This is a genomic window from Streptomyces sp. NPDC048258 (assembly GCF_043201995.1).
Lineage (GTDB): Bacteria > Actinomycetota > Actinomycetes > Streptomycetales > Streptomycetaceae > Streptomyces.
Window position 1 is genome coordinate 270,320 of sequence record NZ_JBICZH010000008.1, and the last position, 22,392, is coordinate 292,711.

Consider the following 22,392-nt stretch of genomic DNA (forward strand, 5'->3'; position numbering starts at 1 on the left):
AGAGTTCCTCCTGATGTGGCTGATCTGGCCTGCCCGGTGGGTGGTCGCCGTTTCAGAGAGGCTGTTTCTGGCTCTCGTAGTCGAGTGTCTCGGGCTGGAAGACCCGGTGTTCCCCGGTGCGGACGGCCACGATTTCGGCCGCCCCCTTCTGCATGAACCTCTTGCCTTCATCGGCCAGATCGAAGTTGCCGCGGTCCTCGACGGAGTCACCGAGTTTCCATGCGACGACCCGGGAGTACTTCGGCTCCTTGGCCTGCGGGGGAGTTCCCCTGACTTCCACCGGCCGGGGGTAGTACAAGGCGACCCATCCCCCGAAGGTGACCGGGAATTCGTAGTCGAACTGCCTCACCTGGCGGCGGGTCGTGGCCATGACGTCCGCCCGGCTCATCACTTCCAGGCTGACCGACGACTGGTGTTTCCATTCAGTGGTCAGCGAACCGCTGACGGAGGCGGTGATGCCGAGCAGCAGGTCCGCCCACAGCTCACCCGTGCCCGTGGCGGAAGTCGTGGCCGTCGTCGTGCTCGTCGCCTCTGTCTGGGACTCCTGGTCGACGCCCTGATTGTCCTTGCTGTTCTTCAGGGTGGTCTTCTGGTACTGCTGCATCGCCATGCTCTTCTGCATCTCCTGCTGCAGCGATGCGATGGATTTCGCCCCGAAGGTGAGCTTCACCTCGCCTTGGAGCGACCAGTTGATCGTGTTCGAGACGGAGAACTCGACCGTGTCCGTCACGGTTATCTTGACGGGGTCGGTGCCGTTGATGTACGTCTGCTTGGAGATCATGTCGGGCGGCGGCTGCGTGATGTCGCTCCGCTCTTCGACGACCGGTACGCCCATGTTCATGAACGCGCGCCACCCGCGCTCCTGCGCCGTCTTCTCATCCTCGGGAAACTCGCCGTAGCGCTTCTTGTTCAACGAGAACCCGATGGGGCTGATCGGCTCGCCCCCTCCTTCGGGGGTCCTCTTCAGCGCGCCCCGCAATTTGTTCCGCTCCAGGATGGCTTCGGCCTTGGCCGGAATTTCGAGCTCGTCCTGGTTCCGCGTGGTGAGCGGGTGGCGCATGAACACGTCGTTGATATAGGCCTTGCCCACATCACTCTTCGCGCTTTTCTCCGACATGTACCTGAGGTCTCCCTGCGTCGCGGAAATGAGATGTTTCCGGTGCATGGTGAAACTACGCGGCCGGTGCAGGATGATCATCGAGCGGAAATGGTCATGGGGTGAAAACCGGACAACCCCCTTTCCACCTGCGTGATCACCCTTTCGGCGACGGTCGGACCGGCCCGTCCCCCGGCGGCGTGGGACGTCCGGTGTGGCCGGATCCGTGGTCCCGGACCGCGTGCGGGGCCGGGGGCGGTCGGGAAGTGGCGGGGATGTGCCGCTGCCGGGACGCGCCGCTCTTGCGGGTGTGCGCCGGTGCGAGCCGGCGGCGCGCCGTGCCGTACGCGCGCGGGCCGGGCCGGAGCGGGTCAGGCCGGAGCGGGTCAGGCCGGAGTGGGCCGGGTCGTCCGGGCCCGGCTAGTCGGCGGCGATGGCGCGCAGGATGTCCAGGCGCGCCGCCCGCCGGGCCGGACGCCAGCCCGCCAGGACGCCCGCCGCGACACCGACCAGGGCGACGACGCCCAGTTGCGACGGCGGGACGGCGAAGGCGAAGGCGCTGTCGCTCGTCCCGTCCGAAGCCTTCACCAGGACCCACCCGAGGAAGCCTCCCAGGGCCAGCCCCCCGGCCGTGCCGAACGCCGCGACCAGGACCGACTCCCAGCGGACCATGGCCCGCAGCTGCGCCCCGCTCTGGCCGACCGCCCGCAGCAGACCCAGCTCACGGGTGCGCTCGTACACCGCGAGGGTGAGCGTGTTGGCGATGCCCAGGAGGGCGATCAGCACGGCGAGCGCGAGCAGCGCGTAGACGAGGGTGAGCATCATGTCGATGCCGCCCGCCGAGGACTGCGCGTACGCCTCGCGCGTCTGCACCTCCGGGCCGCCGAACCGCTCCGCGGTCCGCTCGACCGCCGCCGTACCGTCCGCCACCGACACCCCGTCCTTGAAGGTGACGGCCACCAGCCTGTCCGTGTCCTGCGTGTGGTGCGGGGCCCAGGCCGTCCGCGTGATGACGTAGTCGCCCGCGAGCTCCGAGCGCCCGTACACCGCGCGGACCGTGAAGCGCTGCTTCTGCCCGTCGGTGAAGGCGAGTTCCACCGTGCTGCCGGGCCGCCAGCCGTGCCGGTCGGCCTCCTGGCCGGCCACGGCGATCCCGTCCGCGCCGAGCGAGTCGAGTCGGCCCCGGACGGCTCCGAGGTCGAGGTCCACCGCGAGGGCGGCCGGGTCGGTGACCGTCAGCGCGCGGCCGGAGCCGTCGACCTCCGCGGCCCCCTTGCCGAGGCCGACCGCGCTCGCCACCTCGGGCAGCGCCGCGACCGCCGGTGCCAGCGCCGGACTGAGGCCGCTGCCGCCGGCCCCGAACGCGGGCGCGCTGATGGCGACGTCACCGGCGAAGGACCGCGACACGGTCCGGTCCATCGTCGCCTTCAAAGAGGCCCCGAAGACGGTGAAGAGCGAGACGACGGCGACGCCGATCATCAGCGCGGTCGCGGTCGACGCCGTCCGCTTGGGACTGCGCCGGGCGTTGCGCCCGGCCAGTGCGCCGGTCACCCCGCGCAGCCGTACCAGCGGGCGCGCGAGGATCCGTACGGCGGACGAGGACGCGACCGGCCCCAGGACGACGAACGCGGCCGTCACCAGCACCGCACCCGCCCCGGACAGCCACAGGGACGGTACGGCCAGCACCCCGGTCAGGATCACCCCGAGGCCGGCCGCGCCCAGTCCGGCGCCGACGGCCGTCCGGGCCCGCGAGGTCCCGGAGTCGTCCACGGAGCTCTCGCGCAGCGCCGCCAGCGGAGCGGTACGCCCGGCCCGTACGGCCGGCAGCAGGGCGGAGCCGAGACAGACGGTGACGCCCACCGCGAGGGGCAGCAGCATCGACAGGCCGCTGATCACCAAGTCGCCCTCGGGGAAGGGGAATCCGATGGCGGGGAACAGTGCCTGGAGCCCGGCGGCGATCCCGATGCCGCCGAGCAGCCCGGCCGCCGAGGCGAGGACGGCCACGACCGCGGCCTCGGCCAGCGTGCCGCCGACGACCTGGCGGCGGGAGGCGCCGAGCGCGCGCAACAGGGCGTTCTCGCGGGTGCGCTGGGCGACCACGATCGCGAAGGTGTTGTGGATGCTGAAGGTCGCGACGAGCAGGGCGATGCCCGAGAAGACGAGGAGCAGGGTGGTGAACAGGGACAGGAACTGGCCGGAGATCATGTCGGTGTTCTCCTGGGCCGACTCCTCACCGGTGATCGCCTCGACGCCCTGCGGCAGCACGGGGGCCAGCGCGGCCACCAGTTCCCGCTGGCTGGTGCCCGGGCCGGCCCGCACCTGGATGGAGGCCGCCTGACCGGGCCCGGACGTCAGATACTTCTCCGCGTCGGCCCGGGTCATCCCCGTGTACGTGACCTGGGCCATGCCGTCCGCGCCGCCGAAGGTGGCCAGCCCGACGACGGTCACCCGGACCGGGTCGGGGGTGCGCAGCACCGTCGTGTCGCCGATCTTCAGCCCGCCCTTGGCGGCGGTGCCCCGGTTGACGACGACCTCACCGGAGGCCTGGGGCGCGCGGCCTTCCGCGAGCCGGTACGGGTTGAGCTGCGGGTCCGTGATCCAGTTGCCCGCGAGCGTGGGCGGGCCCTGGCCGCCGATCGGTTTTCCGTTCGAGCCGACGAGCTGTCCCGCGCCCTTGATGTCCGGCTCCGCCGCGGCCACCCCCGGCGTACGCCGGATCCGCTCGGCGAGGTCCGCGGGCACGGGCTGCCGGCTGCCCTGGGCCTCGCCGGGGACGGTGACGACGCGGGAGCTGCGGACGACCGCGTCGGTCCCGCTCGCCGCGCCCGCGAACATGCTGTCGAAGCTCGCGCGGAGGGTGTCGCCCATGACGAGGGTGCCGGCGAAGAAGGCGGCGCCGAGCAGTACGGCCATGAACGTCCCGGCGAAGCGCCGCTTGTGGGCGCGCAGCGAAGCGGTGCTCAGCCGCAGGGTGGTACGGGCGGCACTCATGACTCCACCCCCGACGGTGCGAGGGCCGAAGCGGCCTCCGGGGAGCTCGAAGAACTCGGGGAATTCGCGGAACTCGGCGAACTCGGTGAACTCGGTGAACGGTTGTCGAAGGCCTTGAGCCGGTCCAGGACGCGCTCGGCCGTCGGAGCCGCCATCCGGTCGACCAGCCGCCCGTCGGCGAGGAAGACGACCTCGTCCGCGTGGGCGGCGGCCACCGGGTCGTGGGTGACCATCACGACCGTGCGGCCCATTTCGCGCACCGCCCGGCCGAGCAGCCCCAGCACCTCCTCGCCCGAGCGGGAGTCGAGGTTCCCGGTCGGCTCGTCGGCGAAGACGACGTCGGGGCTGCCGGCGAGGGCGCGGGCCACGGCGACCCGCTGCTGCTGGCCGCCGGACAGTTCGGAAGGCCGGTGGTGCAGCCGGTCGCGCAGGCCGACGATGTCGATGAGGCTGTCGAGCCACGCGCCGTCGGCGCGGGTGCCCGCGAGGTCCTGCGGAAGGGTGATGTTCTCGGCGACCGTGAGGGTGGGGACCAGGTTGAAGGCCTGGAAGACGAAGCCGACGCGCTCGCGGCGCAGCAGGGTGAGCCCGCGGTCGTCGAGCGCTCCCAGCTCCGTACCGCCGATGAAGGCCGATCCGGAGGTGAGCGTGTCCAGCCCGGCGGCGCAGTGCATCAGCGTGGACTTGCCGGAACCGGACGGCCCCATGATCGCGGTGAAGCGGCCGGCGGGGAAGTCGACGCTCACCCCGTCCAGGGCCCGGACCTCGGTGTCGCCCCGGCCGTAGACCTTCCGTGCGTCGACGACCCGGGCGGCGGCGTCGCTGCCGCCGCCCGGCACGGCGCTGACGGTGCTCATGCCGCACCGCCCTTGGAGGCCGGGCCGAACTGCTCGTCCAGCACGGACAGCCGCCGCCAGTACTCGTCCTCGTCGATCTCCCCGGACGCGAAGCGGCGCCCCAGGACCGCGATCGGCGACTGCTCGCCGTACGCCGCCCCCCGGGCCTGCCACGGCCCGCGGCGGCCGCGCCACACGGTGCGGCGCAGTACCGTCACGGCGCCGATCACGACCGCCGCCCAGATCAGCGGGAAGAACAGGATCCACGGGCCGGGCCCGTCGTACGCGAGGGTGGTGAGGGTGTTCATCTCGGTTCAGCTCCTCGGAAGCGTGGACGTTTCGTCTCACTCCGAGACTGGCTCCGGGAGAGGGGTCGGGTCGTCGTACGGCCGGCTGCACCGTGCGTACTTCCCCGGGAGTACGGGGCCGGGGCGCGCGGGCGCGCGGGTGCCGGGACGGGGGAGCGTCGCGGGTCGCAGGAGGCCGGGGTCAGCCGAGCCAGCCGGGCCGGACCAGCCCGGACTCGTAGGCCAGGACCACCAGTTGGGCCCGGTCCCGGGCACCGAGTTTCACCATCGCCCGGCTGACGTGGGTCTTCGCGGTGAGCGGGCTCACGACCAGGCGGCGGGCGATCTCCTCGTTGGACAGGCCCATGCCCACCAGCGCCATCACCTCCCGCTCCCGGTCGGTGAGCCGCCCGAGCTCCGCCGCGGCCGCGGGCTGCTTCGAGCGGGCCGCGAACTCCGCGATCAGACGGCGCGTCACACCCGGGGACAGCAGAGCGTCGCCCTCCACCACCGCCCGGACGGCGCGCAGCAGTTCCTCCGGCTCGGTGTCCTTGACCAGGAAGCCCGAGGCACCGGACCGGATCGCCTCGAAGACGTACTCGTCGAGCTCGAAGGTGGTGAGCATGACGACCCTGACCGCGGCCAGCTTCCCGTCCTCGGTGATCCGGCGGGTGGCGGCCAGCCCGTCCAGCACCGGCATCCGGATGTCCATGAGCACGACGTCGGGGCGCAGCTCCCGCACCAGCCGTACGGCCGCGTCGCCGTCGGCCGCCTCGCCCGCCACCTCGATGTCGGGCTGTGCGTCGAGCAGCGCCCGGAACCCGGCCCGGACGAGCAGCTGGTCGTCGGCGAGCAGTACGCGGATCACGAGTCCTCCTTGGACGCGACGGGCCCCAGCGGCAGCCTCGCGACCACCCGGAAACCCCCGTCGGGACGTGGGCCGGCCTCGATCGTGCCACCCAGGGCCGCGGCCCGCTCACGCATCCCGACGAGACCGTTTCCACTGCCGCCCGCGGCGCCCCCGGTGGCGGGGCCGTCGTCGTCCACGCGCAGCTCCAGGGTGTCCGGCCGCCAGAAGAGGCGGACCCGGGCGGTCCGCGAACCGGAGTGCCGCACCACGTTGGTCAGCGCCTCCTGCAGGATGCGGAAGGCGGCGAGGTCCGCACCCGGGGGCAGCGCCCGCGCCGTGCCCTCCGGCGCCACGGCCACGTCGAGCCCGGCCGCCGAGGCCTGCTCGACGAGCTCGGGGAGCCGGTCGAGACCGGGCGCGGGGGTGCGCGGTGCGTCACCGGGAGTACGCAGGGTGTCGAGGACCTGCCGGACCTCGCCCAGCGCCTCCTTGCTGGCGGCCTTGATGGTGGTCAGAGCCGTACGGGCCTGCTCGGGGTCGCTGTCGAGCAGGGCCAGCCCGACGCCCGCCTGGACGTTGATCACCGAGATGCTGTGCGCGAGGACGTCGTGCAGCTCGCGGGCGATGCGCAGCCGCTCCTCGTCCACCCGGCGCCGCTCGGCCGCCGCCCGCTCGGCCCGGTCACGGGCCCACTGCTCCCGGCGTACGCGGACCAGCTCGGAGACGGCGAGCATCGCCAGCACCCACGCGGTGATGCCCAGCTCCTGCCCCCAGGGCGCCGGCCCGTCGCCGGCGGGCGGAAGCCACCGGTACAGCCAGTGGCCGATGAGCAGGTGCCCGGCCCAGAGCAGCCCGACGGCCCCCCAGGCGGCTCTCCGGTGACCGGCCCAGACGGCGGCGAAGCAGGCCAGCGCCAGGCTGACGAAGACCGGGCCGTACGGGTACCCGGCGCCGATGTACACCAGGGTGACGGCACTGACCCCGTACACCACGGCCACCGGATACCGGTGCCGTGCCAGCAGCAGCGCGGGCCCGAGCAGCAGCAGGACCCGCGCGAACGCGTCCAGCGGCACCCGCCCGGTCTGCGCCTGAGCGGCCCAGTTGGAGCCGGCCTGCGCGAAGACGGCGACGAGCAGCACGGAGCGCCAGCCCGGCCCCCGTCCGGTCCGCTCCACCCACCGCCGCCACGGCGGACCCGGGCGCGCACGCTGCTCTTCCATACGGCCACGCTAGTGCGCACCGGCCGTCACCCGCGTCACCCCGGCGTAGCGTTCGCGGCGTACTCCCCGGGTAGTACGAGGACTCACCCCGTGCGCCCTCGCCGCCTCACCCCGTGCGCCCTCGTCGCCTCGGCGAGGCGGCGGTCCCCGCGCCCCGCGGCGTGCGCGGTGAGTTGTCCCCGGCCCGCGCGGACCGTACTCCGAGACGCCCGGACCGCCGGTGGTGGAGGGCGCCCGATCAGGCTAGGTTGCACGGATGCCGAGGCGGTCATGGGCATCGGACCCAGGCATCGGCCGGTCCCCGCGCTGCCGTAAGTTGTCCCACGGCCCGCCGGGCCCGATCGGACAAAAGTGACAAGCGTGGACAGGAGTGGGCAGGACATGGCGCGACGCGGACGTGCGGACACGGGCCGAGGGACCGCCTCCGGCGAGCCCGCGGTCCCGGGCTCCGAGATAGCCGCGGCGGCCGACGGCGGACACGCCACCCCGGGCTGGCTGCGCCTGGGGTGCGACGGCCGGCTGACCGCCTACGCCAGCTGCGCCGAGGGTCTGGTGCGCTGGACCGAGTCGGCACCCGGCTCCGACGTCTGGCACGGGCCCGACCTGTTCCCCGTGGAGGGCTGGACCGGCCAGTACACGCTGACCCAGGACCGCAACGGCTTCGTCTGGTTCGCCGCCACCCGCTACCGGGACGGGGCGCCGGACGGCCGTGAATTCGCCATAGCGGCCCAATACCAGACAAGTCGGCCGCTGAGCGACTGGCGCGCCGTGGGCAATCCCTTCCCGCCGGGCGGCGATTCGGCACCCGCCCCGGGCGCCCCTGTCGTCCTCGCCGACGGATCGGGCTCCCTCCACTACTTCGTCACCCGTTTCGGGGCGGGCGTCCGCGCCCGGACCCAGCGCTCCGACGGGTCATGGACGGCCTGGGCCGACCACGAGCTCAGGTGGGTGCGCGGTGCGGTCGTGCCGACCGCTCCGATCCAGGGCCGGGTCGGATTCCTGGCACCCTTCCGGGGTGGGGCCGTGCAGATGGGCCAGACGAAGCCGGGGGAGGGGGGCTTCGCCTGGCTGGGCCGGATGGAAGCGGACGCCGTCGAAGGGACGTACAGCTCCTGCGAGACGAGTCCCGGCGTCGCCACCCACTTCTGGCGCGCCCCGGCGGACGGCACCGTCGCCGCCTGCCGACCGCAAGGATTCGGCGTGGTGACGACGAGTGGGTTCATGTCCCTGGGCGGCGCGGGCGGCGTCGGCCCGGTCGGCGTCGTCCGTACGCCCATCAACGGATACGACTGCACGGTCCTCCTCCAGCGCGGCGCCGAGGGATACCCGGAGATTGCGGCCTACCCCACGCAGGGTGAGCAGTACGGGGCTTGGTGGGCCCCCGTGGGGGACCGGTGCGCAGGGCTCCCGGCCATGGCCCTCGACGCCCGCGGCTCGGTCACGATCGCGATGATTGACACGGATGGCGGGCTGCGGATCGCCCGGCAGGATCTCGCGGCCGAGGGGCTCGCGTTCGGCGCGTGGCAGTGCGTGGGGTGAGCTTCATCACCGAGTCATTCGGCCTGGTGGGGTGAATTGGTCATTCCGGTTGTTCCCCCGCCCAAATGGACAGCCGGCGAGCCCGCTACTCCCTTGATGTAGTTGCTCATTAACACATGCGAAACATTGTGCGGCCGGAGCGTTTCCGCATACTTGCTCGGCGTCAAACAATTGGCCTAGGCTGCACACGCCCTGTGAAGGTCGCATAAGTGTGCGGGCCCGGCGCCGGGCAGGACGGGCGAGGCGAGGGGCGGCGGTGGTGAGCGGCGGGGGCGGATCTGGCTTCGTGTCACGGCAGGTGGCCACACGCCGACAGAAGAGTGGCGATCGAGGAGTTTTCTGAGTGGCAGGTACGCCCCGCCTGAGTGTTGTCGTTCCCTTCCAGGACGTCGAGATATACCTCGAAGAGTGCCTGGAATCGATAGCCAGGCAGACGTTCCCCGACCTCGAGGTCGTCATGGTCGACGACGGCTCGACGGACTCCTCCACAGCGATCGCCGCGGACTTCGCCCGCCGGGACTCCAGGTTCAGGCTCCTGCGTCAGGAGTCGATGGGACCGGGACATGCCCGCAATGTCGGTATTCGCGCGGCTCATCCCCAGGCGGAATTCCTGGCATTCGTCGACGGCGACGACGTCATACCCGAGTACGCCTACGAGTTGCTCGTGCGGACCCTCGAAGCCTCCGGCTCCGACTTCGTGTCGGGCAACGTGCAGATGATGAACTCCACCAAGAAGTGGCAGTCCCCGCTGCACAAGGCGCCCATGCAGCGCAGCAAGCGCGGTACCCACATCACCAAGGTGCCGGAGCTCATCTACGACCGGACGGTCTGGAACAAGCTGTTCCGGCGGTCCTTCTGGGACTACCACTACATCGCTTTCCCCGAGGGAGTCATGTATGAGGACTCCTGGGTCAACATGTTCGCCCATTTCCGTGCGACCAAGGTGGACATCCTCACGGACATCGTCTACTTCTGGCGCCGGCGTGAGGGAGGGGCCGCGCCCTCCATCACGCAGCGGCATACCGAGTTCAGCAATCTGCAGGACCGGGTCGCCGCCGTGCAGTCGGTCAGCCGGTTCCTCGCCGGACACCGCGCCAGGTCGTACAGCGATCACAAGCGGAAGTACGATCTCGCCTGTCTGAAGTCCGACCTGATGCTGCATCTGAAGGTGCTGCCGGACGCCGACGCGGAATACCAGGACGCCTTCATGCACTGGGCGAACGAGTTCCTGGACGAGGCCGACGAGGACATCATCGACGAACTCCCCGCCGATGCCCGCGTCAAATGGCTGCTGGTGCGCGAGGGACGGCTGAAGGAACTGCTCGACGTCGTCGAGTTCGAGCGCAAGGGCGGGCCGCTGCCCGTTCAGCGGCGCCTGCACCGGTACCTCAACTACCCCTATCTCGGGGACCGTTCGATCGGCCTCGACAAGAGCGCCTACCGGCTCGACAAGGAACTGTCGCTGCACGGTTCGCTGACCAGCGCGCTCTGGGACGACTCCGGCCACCTGAAGCTCGAAGGATCCGCGTACGTCCGCTTCATCAACGTGCACAAGCGGCACATGTCGATGAAGGCCATCGCGCTGCGCAACAAGAAGCAGGGCCGGGTCGTCGTCGCGAAGGCGAAGACCACGTACTACCCGCAGGCCACCGAGCACTCCAACCAGAACCGCTACTGCTACGACTGGTCCGGATTCCAGGTCAGCTTCGACACCGCCCGCCTCAAGCGCAAGGGCCAGTGGGTCGAAGGAACATGGGACGTGGCCGCCGGCGTGCTGAGCCGCGGGCTGTTCCGCTACAAGGGCATCGCCCGTGGCGGCGCGGGCACCGCCGCCAACCCGCCCTACCAGTACGTCGAGAAGAACACCCGCGTCGTACCGCTCTTCCTCCAGGGCAAGCTCAAGCTCCGTGTGGAGATCGTCCGTTGCCGCATCACCCGGCACCGGATCGTCGGCGACAACCTCGAACTCGGCGGTGTCTACCTGGGCCCCAAGCTGCCCGAGTGGGGCAAGTTCCGGGTGACCAGCATGGCCGGCGCCGGGCGACACGACTCCTGGGTCCATTTCAAGCCCGGCGGCGAGGGCTGGTACACCTTCGTCACCCGCATCCCGGTCAAGGCGCTGGTGCCCGGCCACCGTACGAACTCCGGCGATGGGGTCCCGCAGACCTGGAACACCGGCAGCAACGGCTGGAAGACCACCCTCCACGTCGAGGGCCGCAAGGCGGCCATCTACCCCGTCATGGCGGAGGAGGCCACCGACGGCCACTACCGCCTGCCGGCCCCCCTGCAGACGCAGGCCGCGGACCGCGAGGTCTTCGTCCACCGCAACGGCTCCGGCTACGTGGTGCTGTTCGAGCGCGACACCCTGCCGCTGGCCACGGCGGCCACCTGGCACCCGGACGGCTCCCTGGAGGTCGTTGTCGGCTACGCGGCGGAGGACATGCTCAACGCGTCCGAGTACGCCGCGGCCCACATCGTCGTCCGCTCCCGGGCGCACGGCGCCGAGCGCGTCGTCCCCATCACCTGGTACGGCCAGGAGTTCCGCTTCGTCCTCACGCCCGCCGCCATGCGCACCCTGGCCGGCGACATTCCGCTGGCCTCCGGCCGCTGGGACTTCTTCCTGCGCCGCCAGGACCCCTCCGCGGTCACCCCGGAGAACCGGTCCAACGACCTCATGGTCAAGATGGCGCAGGAACTGATCCCCACGTTCCCCAGCGAGATGACCGCCGACGAGCGGCGCTACGAACTGCAGGCGGAGGCGTACGACCGGCTCTCGCTCCTGGTCCACTCGGCGATGCCCGACGAGGCGCGCGGCCCGTACCGGCAGAAGCTGATGCGCACCAAGACCTACCCGGACGCCCGCCGCAAGTCCTTGAATCAGGCGGTGCTGTTCGACGCGTTCAAGGGCACCCAGTACTCCGACAGCCCGCGCGCCCTGCACGAGGAGATGGTGCGCCGGGGCGTCGACCTCGAACACCTGTGGGTCGTGCGCGACGACCAGGTCGCGGTTCCCCCGACCGCCCGCCCCGTCCGCATGTGGTCCCCGGACTGGTACGAGGCCATGGGCAGGGCCCGCTACATCGTGGCCAACAACCACCTGCCCGACTGGTTCCAGAAGCGCGACGGGCAGGTCGTCGTACAGACCTGGCACGGCACGCCGCTGAAGAAGATCGGGCACGACATCGAGGCCGTGCACTTCGCGGACAAGCGGTACCTGGAGCGGGTGGAGAAGGAGGTGCAGAACTGGGACATGCTGGTGTCCCCGAACAGCTTCAGCACCCCGATCCTCAAGCGCGCCTTCCAGTTCCCCGGCGAGATGGTCGAGAGCGGCTACCCGCGCAACGACATCCTGCGCCGCGCGGACTCCGGACAGCGGGCGGCGGAAGTGCGCCGCCGCATCGGGCTCCCGCCCGGCAAGCGGGTCGTCATGTACGCACCGACCTGGCGCGACGACCAGTTCTACGCCCCGGGCAAGTACAAGCTCGACTTCCGCATCGACCTGGAGGACGCCCGGGCGCAGCTGGGCCACGACCACGTCCTGCTGGTGCGCCGCCACCCCAACGTGGTGGACCCGGTGCCCGGCGCCGGTGACGGGTTCGTCTTCGACGTGTCCGACTACCCGGACATGGCGGACCTCTCCCTCATCGCCGACGTGATGATCACGGACTACTCCTCCCTGATGTTCGACTTCGTCAACACCGGGCGGCCGATCCTGTTCTTCACCTACGACCTCGACCACTACCGGGACACCCTGCGCGGTTTCTACTTCGACTTCGAGCAGTCCGCGCCCGGTCCGCTGCTCTTCAGCTCCCCGGAACTGATCGGGGCGATCCGCAACATCGACCGGATCCAGCAGGGCTACGCGGCCCGCTACCGCTGGTTCCAGCAGGAGTTCTGCGACCTCGACGACGGCTACGCGGCGGCCCGGCTGACCGACCGCATCCTGATCGCCGGCGGAGACCTCGACCCCGCGCACGCGCAGGCACCGGCCGTGGGTACGGCCGTCGGCCCCGCGGGCGGCCACGCCCCCGCCCAGGCGGGGTCCTGGAATGGGGGCACCCTCGGCCAGGTGCCACGGCAGCCGGTGAGAAGGATGGATTCCGAGCATGTCTAACGCAGCGAAGAGCGGGCGCCGCGTCTTCACGGGTGTGGATGCTTCCGGGCCGGTTCCCGTCGAGTACCGGTTCTCCCACGCCAGGAACGGGAATCGGCATCTGGTCGTCGTCTTCGCGAACGTGGCCGCGCCCGACGACTACGGGATGTCGGGCGGAGTCCTCGACAAGGTGCGGTCGAACATCCTGTGGATCCGCGACTCCTTCGACGGTGAGAACAGCTTCTACCTGTGCCAGGGGATGGACTTCGGCATCGAGCAGTCGGTCGCCGGGCTCATCGCGCGCGTGATGAACGCCCTGTCGCTGACACCGGACCAATGCACCATGATCGGCAGTTCCGGGGGCGGCAGCGCGGCGCTCTGGTTCGGGCTGAAGTACGGCTACCGCAACATCGTGACCAGCGTGCCCGAGTTCCTGATCGGGACGTACGTCAGGGAGGCCGTTCCGGGCGCCGCGCGGCTGATGATGGGGGAGGTGACGGAGGAGAAGGTGCGCGTGCTCGACTCGGTCCTCCCCGACCTGGTGCGCAGTCGGCCGAACCCCGCCGCCAACATCTACCTGATCTCCTCGCCCCAGGACGAGCAGTTCGCGCGCCAGGTGGAACCGTTCCTCGGACTGTTCCAGGGGTACCCGCACTTCAACTTCATCTTCAACGACTCCTCCCTGGTCAGCGGCCATCCGAACGTGGTGGCACACAACGTCCCCGTCATCATGGGTCTGCTGAACCTCCTCGTCGACGGAGTCAGCCCCGTGATCGGTGGCGTCCGCTACGGCTACGAGGAGCCGGAGCGCGACACGGCCGGGATCGAGGCGTACCTCTCGGCGACCTCCCAGGTGCGGGGGGACGATTTCCCGGCGCCGGTGGTGCTGATGCCGGCGGCGGAGGAGCGGCTGCCGGCGCACGCGGTCCGCTTCGTGGGGTCCGCTCCGCGTGCGGTCCGGGTGAGCATCTGGGAGAACGGCAAGTTCCAGGGTTCCCCGGCGGTCGCCCCCGACGGCAGCTGGACCTGGCTGCGGGACAAGCCGTGGAGCAAGGGGCGGCACGTGGTGCGGATGTTCGGGGTGGACGCGAACAACTTCCACTCCGGGCGCAGCGAAGTCGTCTTCACGGTCGCGGACCCGGTGGAGGGGCCGGCTCCGGTGTCCGCGCCGGCCCAGCCCCTGGCGCTGACGGTGACCTCGCCGGGCGCCCATCAGCAGGTGCCGGGCCCGGTCGCCCGATTCGCGGGCTTCGCGCCCGGTGCGGTGCGGGTGGAGTTCCAAGAGGCCGGAGTGAGCCTGGGAGCCTGCCCCGTGATGGCGGACGGCAGCTGGTCCTGGGAGTCGAACTGGGCCTGGACCGAGGGGCCGCACTTCGTGGAGGCGGTCGCGGTGGGAGCCGGCGGCAACGCCTCCGCCTGGATCTCCGTCCCCTTCGCGGTGGCGGGCTCCTACACCGTCCCCGCGCCAGGCGGCTACCCCGGCGCGAGGCACTGACCCGCGGGGGCGGGTTCGTGCCAGGCCGGTGAGAAGAATGGATTCCGAGCATGTCTAACACAGCGAAGAACGAGCGCCGCGTCATCACGGGCGTGGATGCCTCCGGGCCGGTTCCCGTCGAGTACCGGTTCTCCCACGCGAAGAACGGGAACCGCCACCTCGTCGTGGTGTTCGCCAACCTCAACGCGCCCGGTGAGTACGGGATGGGGGGCGGAATCCTCGACAACCTCCGGTCGAACATCCTGTGGATCCGGGACTCCTTCGACGGCGCGAACAGCTACTACCTGTGCCAGGGGATGGACTTCGGCATCGAGCAGTCGGTCGCGGGGCTCATCGCGCGCGTGATGAACGCCCTGTCGCTGACACCGGACCAGTGCACGATGTTCGGCAGTTCCAAGGGAGGCAGCGCGGCGCTCCACTTCGGCCTGAAGTACGGCTACAAGAACATCATCGCCAGCGTGCCGCAGTTCCGGATCGGAACGTTCGTCGTGAGTGCCATGGCGGATTCCGCCCGCGCGATGATGGGGGAGGTGACCGACGACAAGGTGCGCTTCCTCGACTCGGTGCTTCCCGAGGTGGTCCGCGGCAGTGCCAACCGCTCGGCCAACATCTACCTGATCTCCTCGCCCCAGGACCGGCAGTACGCGATCCACATCGAGCCGTACCTCGGACTGTTCCAGGGCTACGAGAACTTCAACTTCATCTTCAACGACTCTCCGCTGATCTCCGGTCACGACAAGGTGACCACGCGGAACATCCCTTCCATGGTGGGGCTGTTGAACCTCGTCATCCACGGGATCGTCCCCCGCATAGGCGCCGTGCGCAACGGCCGCGAGGAGCCGGAGCGCGACACGTCCGGCATCGACGGGTACCTCTCGGCGACCTCCCAGGTGCGGGGGGACGATTTCCCGGCGCCGGTGGTGCTGATGCCGGCGGCGGAGGAGCGGCTGCCGGCGCACGCGGTCCGCTTCGTGGGGTCCGCTCCGCGTGCGGTCCGGGTGAGCATCTGGGAGAACGGGAAGTTCCAGGGTTCCCCGGCGGTCGCCCCCGACGGCAGCTGGACCTGGGAGCGGGAGAAGCCCTGGGCCAAGGGGCGGCACGTGGTGCGGATGTTCGGGGTGGACGCGAACAACTTCCACTCCGGGCGCAGCGAAGTGGTGTTCACCGCCACCGACGAGGCCGTCGCACCGTCGCAGGTTCCCGCCCCGGCCGGGGCGGCCGCGCAGGCGCCGGCCCCGTCGCTCGTCCTGTCCGTGACGTCCCCGGTTCCCCAGCAGCAGGTGCAGGGCCCGGCGGTGCGCTTCACGGGTTTCGCCCCGGGCGCGGTGCGGGTGGACTTCCAGGAGCGCGGCACGGCCCTGGGGGCGTGCGACGTGATGGCCGACGGTTCCTGGGCCTGGGATCCGGGCTGGGCCTGGAACGATGGCGAGCACTTCGTCGAGGCCGTGGCGGTGGACGCGATGGGCAACGCCTCCGCCTGGACCTCCGTCCCCTTCGTCCTCATGAACGCCTACATCGTGCCGGCACAGGGCGGTTACACCGCTACCAGATACTGATCTCCGGGGCCGGACGGGTCACCCGCATCACCAGGGCCCGGTGGTCGGAGAACTTGGTCTCCACCACCTGGCAGGCGGTGCGCGGCAGCGTCGTGAACAGGTAGTCGATCTTCGCCCCGTCCGCGTGGGTGCGGCGTCCCGCCCGGGAGACGCCCTTCTGGTCGCATTCCTGGTACGTGCTGTAGGCCTCGGCCGGCCAGAGCCAGCTGGTCGGGCTACCGCCGACCGGCGGCGGCGAGTTGAAATCACCGCCGACGATCGTACGGTCGTCCTCGGACGCGGCCTCGAAGAGCGAGCGGAGCTGGTCGTCCCGGAAGTCCCACTCGGGGTGCACCGTATCGGTGCCGCGCAGGGCGACGTGCGCGTTGCACACCCGGATCGCCTGGGCCGGAACCTGGGCGCACAGGAACCGCCGGTGCAGTCCGGCCGTCGGCTGCTGGGTCGGCACGGCCTTTACCTCGGTGAGCGGGGAGGCGGCGAGCAGACCGGAGCCGGCCTGGCCCCGGCCCTCTCCGGTGCAGGTGACGGGAACACTGCGGCCCGCCTCGTCCACGCTGACGTAGGGATCGAACTCGCTGTGCCAGTCCTTGCCCAGGCGACGGGCGGCCGACAGCAGGTCCTCGGAGCAGACTTCCTGGAGGAGCATGACGCGCACCCCGCGTCCGTCGGCCAGGGCGCGCAGCTGCTGGAACTTCTCGTTCGGGCTGCCCGTGTCCTCGCAGCCCCACTGCTCCACACCGCACATGTTCCACGTGGCCACGGACACGGTGTCCGCCTTGGGCTCGGGACTGAGCGACGGCGGCATCGAGGCGGTGCGCCCGGTCGTGCAGGCCGCCGTGGTCAGCAGACCGAGGACCGTCACCACGCGGCCGAAGCGGCGCGATCGACGACGTATCCCGGTCCCAGTGTGTCTGTGCATCCCGCCATCATTGAGTATGGGCCGGTCAGGCGGTGCATCGGGGGGACCGGAACAGTGCCGTCCACAGGAAGGGCTCGCCGAAGAGCGGGGACTCGGGCGGCTCGTCGCGCATACGGCGCAGTTCGACCTCGGTGAGGTCGGAGAAGATCCAGCGCAAGGACTCCGGCGTGTAGGCGAGGCCGCCGTGCAGGCGGGACTGACGGTAGAAGTCCGCGTCGGGCAGTTCGGAGCCCATCCCGCCGGCTGCGAAGCAGGTGAGGGCGAGGTGGCCGCCGGGCGCGAGGACCCGGTCGAGGAGGCCGAGATAGCTGATGCGGCGGTGCGGGGGCAGGTGGTGGAAGCAGCCGAAGTCGTAGATCAGGTCGTACGGACCGCTCAACTCGGACGCGGTGAGGGCGAAGGCGTCGCCGCAGTGGAAGCGGACGTCGGCCCCCGCCTCGCCGGCGCGGTCCTCGGCCCAGGCGATGGCAGTCGGTGACAGGTCCACCGCGTCGACCTCGAAGCCCAGGGCGGCGAGCCGCAGCGCGTTGCGGCCCGGTCCGCAGCCGAGATCGAGGGCGCGGCCCGGGGTGATGAGGCCCCGGTCGAGGTACGAGACCAGGTTCTCGTCCGGCTTCGCCACGAAGAAGGGCACCGGCTTCGAGCGGTCGGCGTAGAAACCGTCCCACCAGGAGGCCGCGCCGGCCGTCCAGCGGTCCGCCTCCGGCGCGAACAAGCCGTCCAGGAGGTTCAGTACGTCGTCCACGGTGCGGATGTTCCGGTCCGCGTTCTGGTTCATCAAGTCCCTTTCCCGAGAGGGGAATTGTATGTCTCGGAGGTATGAAAACCCAGCTCAGAGGCAGTGTCGGGGGCGCTCCCGCGCCCCTCCGGCGGCCTGCGGACAGGGCAGGGAGCCCGCCCCCTTCGCGCGGCGACGGTCGGGCGTTCCCGTGCCCGTAGAAGGGCGTCTCGGGGGCAGTACCGGCCCTGCCGAGCCGGGTTTTCCAGGGAGAGGCACCCCATAGAGTGGGGGCGTGACGAACGAGGGGGCGGGCGTGAGGGGTGACCGGGTGCTCTACGGGTGCATGGGGCTGGGCGGGAGCTGGGAGCCCGGTCCGTACGGACCCGCGGACATCGATGCCGCCGAGGCGGCGATCGGTGCGGCCCTCGACAGCGGGATCACCGCATTCGACCACGCCGACATCTATCGCCACGGCAAGGCCGAGGCCGTCTTCGGCGAGGTGCTCGCGCGGACGCCGGGGCTGCGCGAGCGCATCACCCTCCAGACCAAATGCGGGATACGGCTGGCCGGCAAGGACGGCCCCGGCATGTACGACCTGCGCGGCCCGAGCATCACGCGGCGCGTGGAGGAGAGCCTGACCCGGCTGCGGACCGACGTGGTCGACGTCCTCCTCCTGCACCGGCCCGACCCCCTCGCGGACGCCGACGAGATCGCCTCGGCGCTGATGTCCCTGCACCGGCAGGGCCTCGTACGGCACTTCGGGGTGTCCAACATGGGAGCCGCGCAGATCGCCTCCCTCCAGGCCCGGCTCGACGTACCGCTGGTGGCGAACCAGCTGGAGATGAGCCTGCACAACCGGGACTGGGTCGAGGCCGGGGTCCTGCTCAACACCCCCGAATCCGCGGGCAACGGGTTCCCCTTCGGCACGCTGGAGCACTGCCGCGACCACGGCATCCGCATCCAGGCCTGGGGAGCGCTGGCGCAGGGACGGTTCACCGGCCGCCAGCAGACGGCCGCCGAACGGGCCACCGCGGAGCTCCTGGCCGACCTCGCCCGGCGCAAGGGCACGACACCCGAGTCGGTGCTGCTGTGGTGGCTGAGCCGGCACCCGGCCGGGATCGTCCCGGTCATCGGCACCGCCCGGCCCGACCGGATACGCGCCTGCCGGGACGCGGCGGTCCGCGAGCCCGATCTGACGCACGAGGAGTGGTACGAGCTGTGGGTCACGGCCAGGGGAGTCCCGCTGCCCTGAGTCCCCTGTCCTGGGCCCCCTGTCCCGGGGCGGCGCCCGGGGGATAGCCCCACCGAGGGCCGACCGGCCTGCCGGATGGGTGTCCGGGGCCGGCTCAACAAGGCTTGCCCCATGACGACTTACCCGCGCAAGGCCCTGCTCCTCGCCCTTTCCGCCGCCACCGCGGCCACCGGTCTGGCCGCGACCACCGCGGCCCCCGCCGCCGCCCGCACCGGGGCGGCCGCCCCGGCACTCACCTGGCATCCCTGCGCCAAGCCGGGCGGTCCCGCCACGCAGGAGTGCGCCGAACTGCCCGTCCCGCTCGACTACGCCGACCCCGGCGGCCGGCAGATCACCGTCGCCGTCTCCCGGATCCCCGGTGACCGCCCGCAGGCCCGGCGCGGCTCCCTCATCGTGATCCCCGGCGGCCCGGGCGGATCCGGCGTCCAGCGGCTGGCACAGAAGGGCGCCGCGCTGCAGAGGGAGCTGGGCGGGGCGTACGACCTCGTCGCCCTCGACCCGCGCGGGGTCGGCGGCAGCACCACCGCGAGTTGTGAACTCGCCCCCGAGGACCGCTACCTGACCAGCCTGCGGTCCTGGCCCGGCCCGGACGGCGAGATCACCGAGATCGCCGCCCGTTCCCGCCGCACCGCCGAGGCCTGCGCCCGCAGCGGCGGCCCCGTGCTGCGCAGTTTCACCACCGCCAACCAGGTCCGCGACATCGACCGCTTCCGTGAGGCGCTCGGTGAGCGCAAGCTGTCCGCCTGGGGAGTCTCGTACGGGGCGTACGTGGGGGCCGTGTACGCGCAGAAGTTCCCGCGGCGCACCGACCGCTGGGTCCTCGACAGCAGCGGAGACCCCGACCCGCAGCGGGTCGCCCGCGGCTGGCTGGCCAATATGGCGCAGGGGGTGGAGGACCGCTTCCCCGACTTTGCGGCCTGGGCGGCCCACCCCGACCGGGACCGGGACGGGCTGCGGCTGGCCGCAACGCCGCAGGAGGTCGAGCCGCTGGTGCTCGCGCTCGCGGCCTCGCTGGACCGGGCGCCGCGCGAGTCCACGACCGCGGGCGTGCCGCTGACCGGCAACGGCCTGCGCCAGGCCCTGCAGAACGCGCTCTACAGCGACTCCGCCTTCGCCTCCTTCGCCCGGCTCGTCAAGGCGGCCCAGGACCCGGCACGCACCCCCGCACTGCCGCCGGAGCTCGCGCAGCCCATCGGCAACGAGGACGCCGCGCTCATGGTCGGGGTCATCTGCAACGACGTGGCGTGGCCCCGTACGCCCATGGCCACGTACCGCCGCGCGGTCGCCGCGGACCGCGCCCGGCACCCGCTCACGGCCGGGTTGCCGGTGAACGTGCTGCCCTGCTCCTTCTGGAAGACCGGGCTCGCGGAGCAGCCGACCCGGATCACCGACGAGGGGCCGTCCAACATCCTCATGATCCAGAGCCGCCGGGATCCGGCGACCCCGTACTCCGGCGGCCTGAAGATGCGCGAGGCCCTGGGCGGGCGGGCCCGGCTGGTCACGGTCGAGCAGGGCGGCCACGGCGTCTACCTCGGCAACGGCAACGCGTGCGGTGACCGTACCGTCACTGCCTTCCTCGCCACCGGCGAGCGTCCCGCCCGTGACGCGTACTGCGCCGACTGACCACGGCCGGTACCCGCACCCGTGCCGCACCCCGTCCCGCGCGCGGCCGCAACCCGGCCGCGCCAGGATGGGAAGGAGGGCCGGGTCGGCGCAGGGCCGCCGCGGCCCGTGGAGAGCGCCATGAGCACGCACAAGATTGGTCCCGACAGTACTGTTCTCGCCGATTGCCTGGAGGTGCCGGGGATCGGCTTCCTCCCGGTCAACGCCTTCGTCCTGCACGCCGCGGAGCCGGTGGTCGTCGACACCGGCCTCGGACTGCCCGACCGCGACTTCCTCAACACGCTGGGTTCCGTGATCGACCCAGCGGACGTGCGGTGGATCTGGCTGACCCACCCCGACCGCGACCATACGGGCGGCCTTTTTGCGCTGCTCGAAGCCGCACCCCGGGCGCGCCTGGTCACCACGTTCATCGGCGCGGGCATCATGTCCACCGAGCGTCTGCTGCCGATGGACCGCGTGTACTTCCTCAATCCGGGCCAGAGCCTGGACGTGGGCGACCGCAAGCTCCACGCCTTCCGGCCCCCGCTGTTCGACAATCCGGCCACCGTCGGCTTCTACGACGACCGCTCCCGCACCTGCTTCAGCTCCGACTGCTTCGGCGCCGCCCTGCCCACCGCGGACCTCGCCACGGGCACCGACGTCACGGCCGTGCAGGCCGAGGACCTACGCGCGGCCCAGATGCTGTGGGCGAGCGTGGACAGCCCCTGGGTCCAGCTGGTGGACGCGGACCGGTTCCGCGCCACCGTGGAGCCGCTGCGCGCCATGGACCCGGAGACCGTCCTGTCCACCCACCTGCCCCCGGCGGTCGGCCTGACCTCGCGGCTCGTCGACACCGTCGCGGGCGCCCCGGGCCTCAGCCCGTTCGTGGGTCCGGACCAGGCCGCGCTGGAACAGATGCTCGCGGGCTTCGAACCCGGAGGCCCCGCGCCAGGAGGACCCGCGTAGACGGTTACTGATTGCCTGGTACACGCTGTGCAGCACCTTGGAATTGAAGGAGTTGGGGCGGTTGCGCCCCACTGAACATCTGTTACTGTGCCCGCTCTTGGTGTTCATCCATCAATCCGTCTCCCCTCGGGCGCCGCGCGCCCCAGGGTGTTGCGAGGTGTCTCGTACGTGTACAGCACTCCGTTCTCCCCCACCGAGGCCAGATCCGCCCGGGCCCGTATGGGCTTGAGCCCGGTCCAGGTTGCCCAGGCCATGGCGGCCTGCGGCACCCCCGTCCACCCGGAGCTGGTGGCGGCTTGGGAACAGGGCTCCCACACCCCCTCCGACCAGCAGCTCTTCTCCCTGGCCGACGTCCTGTGGTGCGACACCAAGACGCTGATGGGCGTCGAGCCGCAGACGCTCGCCGAGCACCGGCTGGCCGGCCGGCTCACGGTGGAGCGGCTGGCGTACCGGATAGGCATGGACCCGTCCGAGTACCGCGCGGCCGAGTCGGCACGGCATTGGCAGGGGGACGCCTGGCAGACCAGGGCGCTGGTGGAGGCCCTGGGGCTGTCCCTGCGCAAGCTCATCGGGATCATGGGCCGGGTGGACGAGCTGTCCGAGCACCTGCGTTCCGCTGTCGACGGGCGGTGGAAGGCACATGTCGAGCCGGTGGCCGAGATCGTGGTGGTGGACGCGACCAGTGTGGGCGACGCGCTGCAGACGATGCACGCCGAGTTCTCGGAGTTCTCGGAGCGGTACATGGGGCACCTGGTCGCCCTCAACGCGGACGCCAGGCTCAAGGAGGTCGCGGCGGAGCGCGCCGCGTACCTGCGCCGACTCGTCGACCACTTCTGGGAGTTGATCGGCGAGGAGGGCGAGGCGTCGCCCTTCCCCGCGGGCGGCCGCTGACACGGCGCGGCGGGCCGGGCCGGGTGTGCGCACCCCTCCCGGCCCACGGCTCCGGCCGGACGGCGGCCCGCGGTCCCG

General features: G+C 71.3%; 16 protein-coding genes. 8 read left to right on the top strand and 8 right to left on the bottom strand.

Features of this window, described 5'->3' with window-relative positions:
* Window positions 1–52: 52 nt before the first annotated feature.
* From ACGFYQ_RS20575 to ACGFYQ_RS20600, 6 genes are all read right to left on the bottom strand, one after another.
* The gene (locus ACGFYQ_RS20575) at window positions 53–1,198 is read right to left on the bottom strand and encodes a gluconolaconase (protein ID WP_393745790.1); all 1,146 of its coding nucleotides are present in this window, start codon (window positions 1,196–1,198) and stop codon (window positions 53–55) included.
* 318 nt (window positions 1,199–1,516) lie between these two features.
* On the bottom strand, window positions 1,517–4,087 hold the full coding sequence (locus ACGFYQ_RS20580; RefSeq protein ID WP_393745792.1) for an ABC transporter permease: 2,571 nt from the start codon (window positions 4,085–4,087) through the stop codon (window positions 1,517–1,519).
* Window positions 4,084–4,944, bottom strand: coding sequence for an ABC transporter ATP-binding protein (locus ACGFYQ_RS20585; protein WP_393745794.1), 861 nt, complete (start codon window positions 4,942–4,944; stop codon window positions 4,084–4,086). The genes ACGFYQ_RS20580 and ACGFYQ_RS20585 overlap by 4 nt, the downstream gene beginning before the upstream one ends.
* Window positions 4,941–5,231 carry an SHOCT domain-containing protein gene (locus ACGFYQ_RS20590; protein WP_393745796.1) on the bottom strand — a complete coding sequence of 97 codons (291 nt, stop codon included), beginning with the start codon at window positions 5,229–5,231 and terminating at the stop codon, window positions 4,941–4,943. The genes ACGFYQ_RS20585 and ACGFYQ_RS20590 overlap by 4 nt, the downstream gene beginning before the upstream one ends.
* 181 nt (window positions 5,232–5,412) lie before the next feature.
* Complete coding sequence (locus ACGFYQ_RS20595; protein ID WP_393745798.1) at window positions 5,413–6,078, bottom strand: response regulator; 666 nt, start codon at window positions 6,076–6,078, stop codon at window positions 5,413–5,415.
* Window positions 6,075–7,280, bottom strand: a complete 1,206-nt coding sequence (locus ACGFYQ_RS20600; RefSeq protein ID WP_393745800.1) for a sensor histidine kinase — start codon at window positions 7,278–7,280, stop codon at window positions 6,075–6,077. The genes ACGFYQ_RS20595 and ACGFYQ_RS20600 overlap by 4 nt, the downstream gene beginning before the upstream one ends.
* A 381-nt stretch (window positions 7,281–7,661) precedes the next feature.
* On the opposite strand from ACGFYQ_RS20600, the gene ACGFYQ_RS20605 reads away from it, so the two are divergent.
* The 4 genes from ACGFYQ_RS20605 (at window position 7,662) to ACGFYQ_RS20620 (ending at window position 15,963) form a co-directional block, all read left to right on the top strand.
* Window positions 7,662–8,819, top strand: a complete 1,158-nt coding sequence (locus tag ACGFYQ_RS20605) for a hypothetical protein (RefSeq protein ID WP_393745801.1) — start codon at window positions 7,662–7,664, stop codon at window positions 8,817–8,819.
* Window positions 8,820–9,162: 343 nt separating this feature from the next.
* Window positions 9,163–12,933 carry a CDP-glycerol glycerophosphotransferase family protein gene (locus ACGFYQ_RS20610; protein WP_393745803.1) on the top strand — a complete coding sequence of 1,257 codons (3,771 nt, stop codon included), beginning with the start codon at window positions 9,163–9,165 and terminating at the stop codon, window positions 12,931–12,933.
* Window positions 12,926–14,407, top strand: a complete 1,482-nt coding sequence (locus ACGFYQ_RS20615) for a hypothetical protein (RefSeq protein ID WP_393745805.1) — start codon at window positions 12,926–12,928, stop codon at window positions 14,405–14,407. The genes ACGFYQ_RS20610 and ACGFYQ_RS20615 overlap by 8 nt, the downstream gene beginning before the upstream one ends.
* A 50-nt stretch (window positions 14,408–14,457) precedes the next feature.
* The gene (locus ACGFYQ_RS20620; protein WP_393745807.1) at window positions 14,458–15,963 is read left to right on the top strand and encodes a hypothetical protein; all 1,506 of its coding nucleotides are present in this window, start codon (window positions 14,458–14,460) and stop codon (window positions 15,961–15,963) included.
* Here the strand turns inward: ACGFYQ_RS20620 and ACGFYQ_RS20625 are convergent.
* Window positions 15,950–16,882 (bottom strand): endonuclease/exonuclease/phosphatase family protein, encoded by a 933-nt coding sequence (locus ACGFYQ_RS20625; protein ID WP_393745809.1) that lies wholly within the window; start codon window positions 16,880–16,882, stop codon window positions 15,950–15,952. The two genes, ACGFYQ_RS20620 and ACGFYQ_RS20625, sit on opposite strands and share 14 nt — an antisense overlap.
* A gap of 25 nt (window positions 16,883–16,907) precedes the next feature.
* On the bottom strand, window positions 16,908–17,660 hold the full coding sequence (locus ACGFYQ_RS20630; protein WP_393745811.1) for a class I SAM-dependent methyltransferase: 753 nt from the start codon (window positions 17,658–17,660) through the stop codon (window positions 16,908–16,910).
* Window positions 17,661–17,895: 235 nt separating this feature from the next.
* On the opposite strand from ACGFYQ_RS20630, the gene ACGFYQ_RS20635 reads away from it, so the two are divergent.
* The 4 genes from ACGFYQ_RS20635 (at window position 17,896) to ACGFYQ_RS20650 (ending at window position 22,314) form a co-directional block, all read left to right on the top strand.
* On the top strand, window positions 17,896–18,855 hold the full coding sequence (locus ACGFYQ_RS20635) for an aldo/keto reductase family oxidoreductase (RefSeq protein ID WP_393745813.1): 960 nt from the start codon (window positions 17,896–17,898) through the stop codon (window positions 18,853–18,855).
* A 111-nt stretch (window positions 18,856–18,966) separates the two neighbouring features.
* Window positions 18,967–20,478, top strand: coding sequence for an alpha/beta hydrolase (locus ACGFYQ_RS20640; protein WP_393745815.1), 1,512 nt, complete (start codon window positions 18,967–18,969; stop codon window positions 20,476–20,478).
* Between the two features lie 120 nt (window positions 20,479–20,598).
* Window positions 20,599–21,423 carry an MBL fold metallo-hydrolase gene (locus ACGFYQ_RS20645; protein WP_393745817.1) on the top strand — a complete coding sequence of 275 codons (825 nt, stop codon included), beginning with the start codon at window positions 20,599–20,601 and terminating at the stop codon, window positions 21,421–21,423.
* Between the two features lie 168 nt (window positions 21,424–21,591).
* Window positions 21,592–22,314, top strand: coding sequence for a transcriptional regulator (locus tag ACGFYQ_RS20650; protein WP_393745819.1), 723 nt, complete (start codon window positions 21,592–21,594; stop codon window positions 22,312–22,314).
* Window positions 22,315–22,392 lie beyond the last annotated feature (78 nt).

Excerpts from the sequence above, each read along its gene's own strand:
- ACGFYQ_RS20575 (WP_393745790.1), bottom strand. The coding sequence starts at position 1,198 with ATGATCATCCTGCACCGGCCGCGTAGTTTCACCATGCACCGGAAACAT.
- ACGFYQ_RS20580 (WP_393745792.1), bottom strand. The coding sequence starts at position 4,087 with ATGAGTGCCGCCCGTACCACCCTGCGGCTGAGCACCGCTTCGCTGCGC.
- ACGFYQ_RS20585 (WP_393745794.1), bottom strand. The coding sequence starts at position 4,944 with ATGAGCACCGTCAGCGCCGTGCCGGGCGGCGGCAGCGACGCCGCCGCC.
- ACGFYQ_RS20590 (WP_393745796.1), bottom strand. The coding sequence starts at position 5,231 with ATGAACACCCTCACCACCCTCGCGTACGACGGGCCCGGCCCGTGGATC.
- ACGFYQ_RS20600 (WP_393745800.1), bottom strand. The coding sequence starts at position 7,280 with ATGGAAGAGCAGCGTGCGCGCCCGGGTCCGCCGTGGCGGCGGTGGGTG.
- ACGFYQ_RS20605 (WP_393745801.1), top strand. The coding sequence starts at position 7,662 with ATGGCGCGACGCGGACGTGCGGACACGGGCCGAGGGACCGCCTCCGGC.
- ACGFYQ_RS20615 (WP_393745805.1), top strand. The coding sequence starts at position 12,926 with ATGTCTAACGCAGCGAAGAGCGGGCGCCGCGTCTTCACGGGTGTGGAT.
- ACGFYQ_RS20620 (WP_393745807.1), top strand. The coding sequence starts at position 14,458 with ATGTCTAACACAGCGAAGAACGAGCGCCGCGTCATCACGGGCGTGGAT.
- ACGFYQ_RS20625 (WP_393745809.1), bottom strand. The coding sequence starts at position 16,882 with ATGCACAGACACACTGGGACCGGGATACGTCGTCGATCGCGCCGCTTC.
- ACGFYQ_RS20630 (WP_393745811.1), bottom strand. The coding sequence starts at position 17,660 with ATGAACCAGAACGCGGACCGGAACATCCGCACCGTGGACGACGTACTG.
- ACGFYQ_RS20640 (WP_393745815.1), top strand. The coding sequence starts at position 18,967 with ATGACGACTTACCCGCGCAAGGCCCTGCTCCTCGCCCTTTCCGCCGCC.
- ACGFYQ_RS20645 (WP_393745817.1), top strand. The coding sequence starts at position 20,599 with ATGAGCACGCACAAGATTGGTCCCGACAGTACTGTTCTCGCCGATTGC.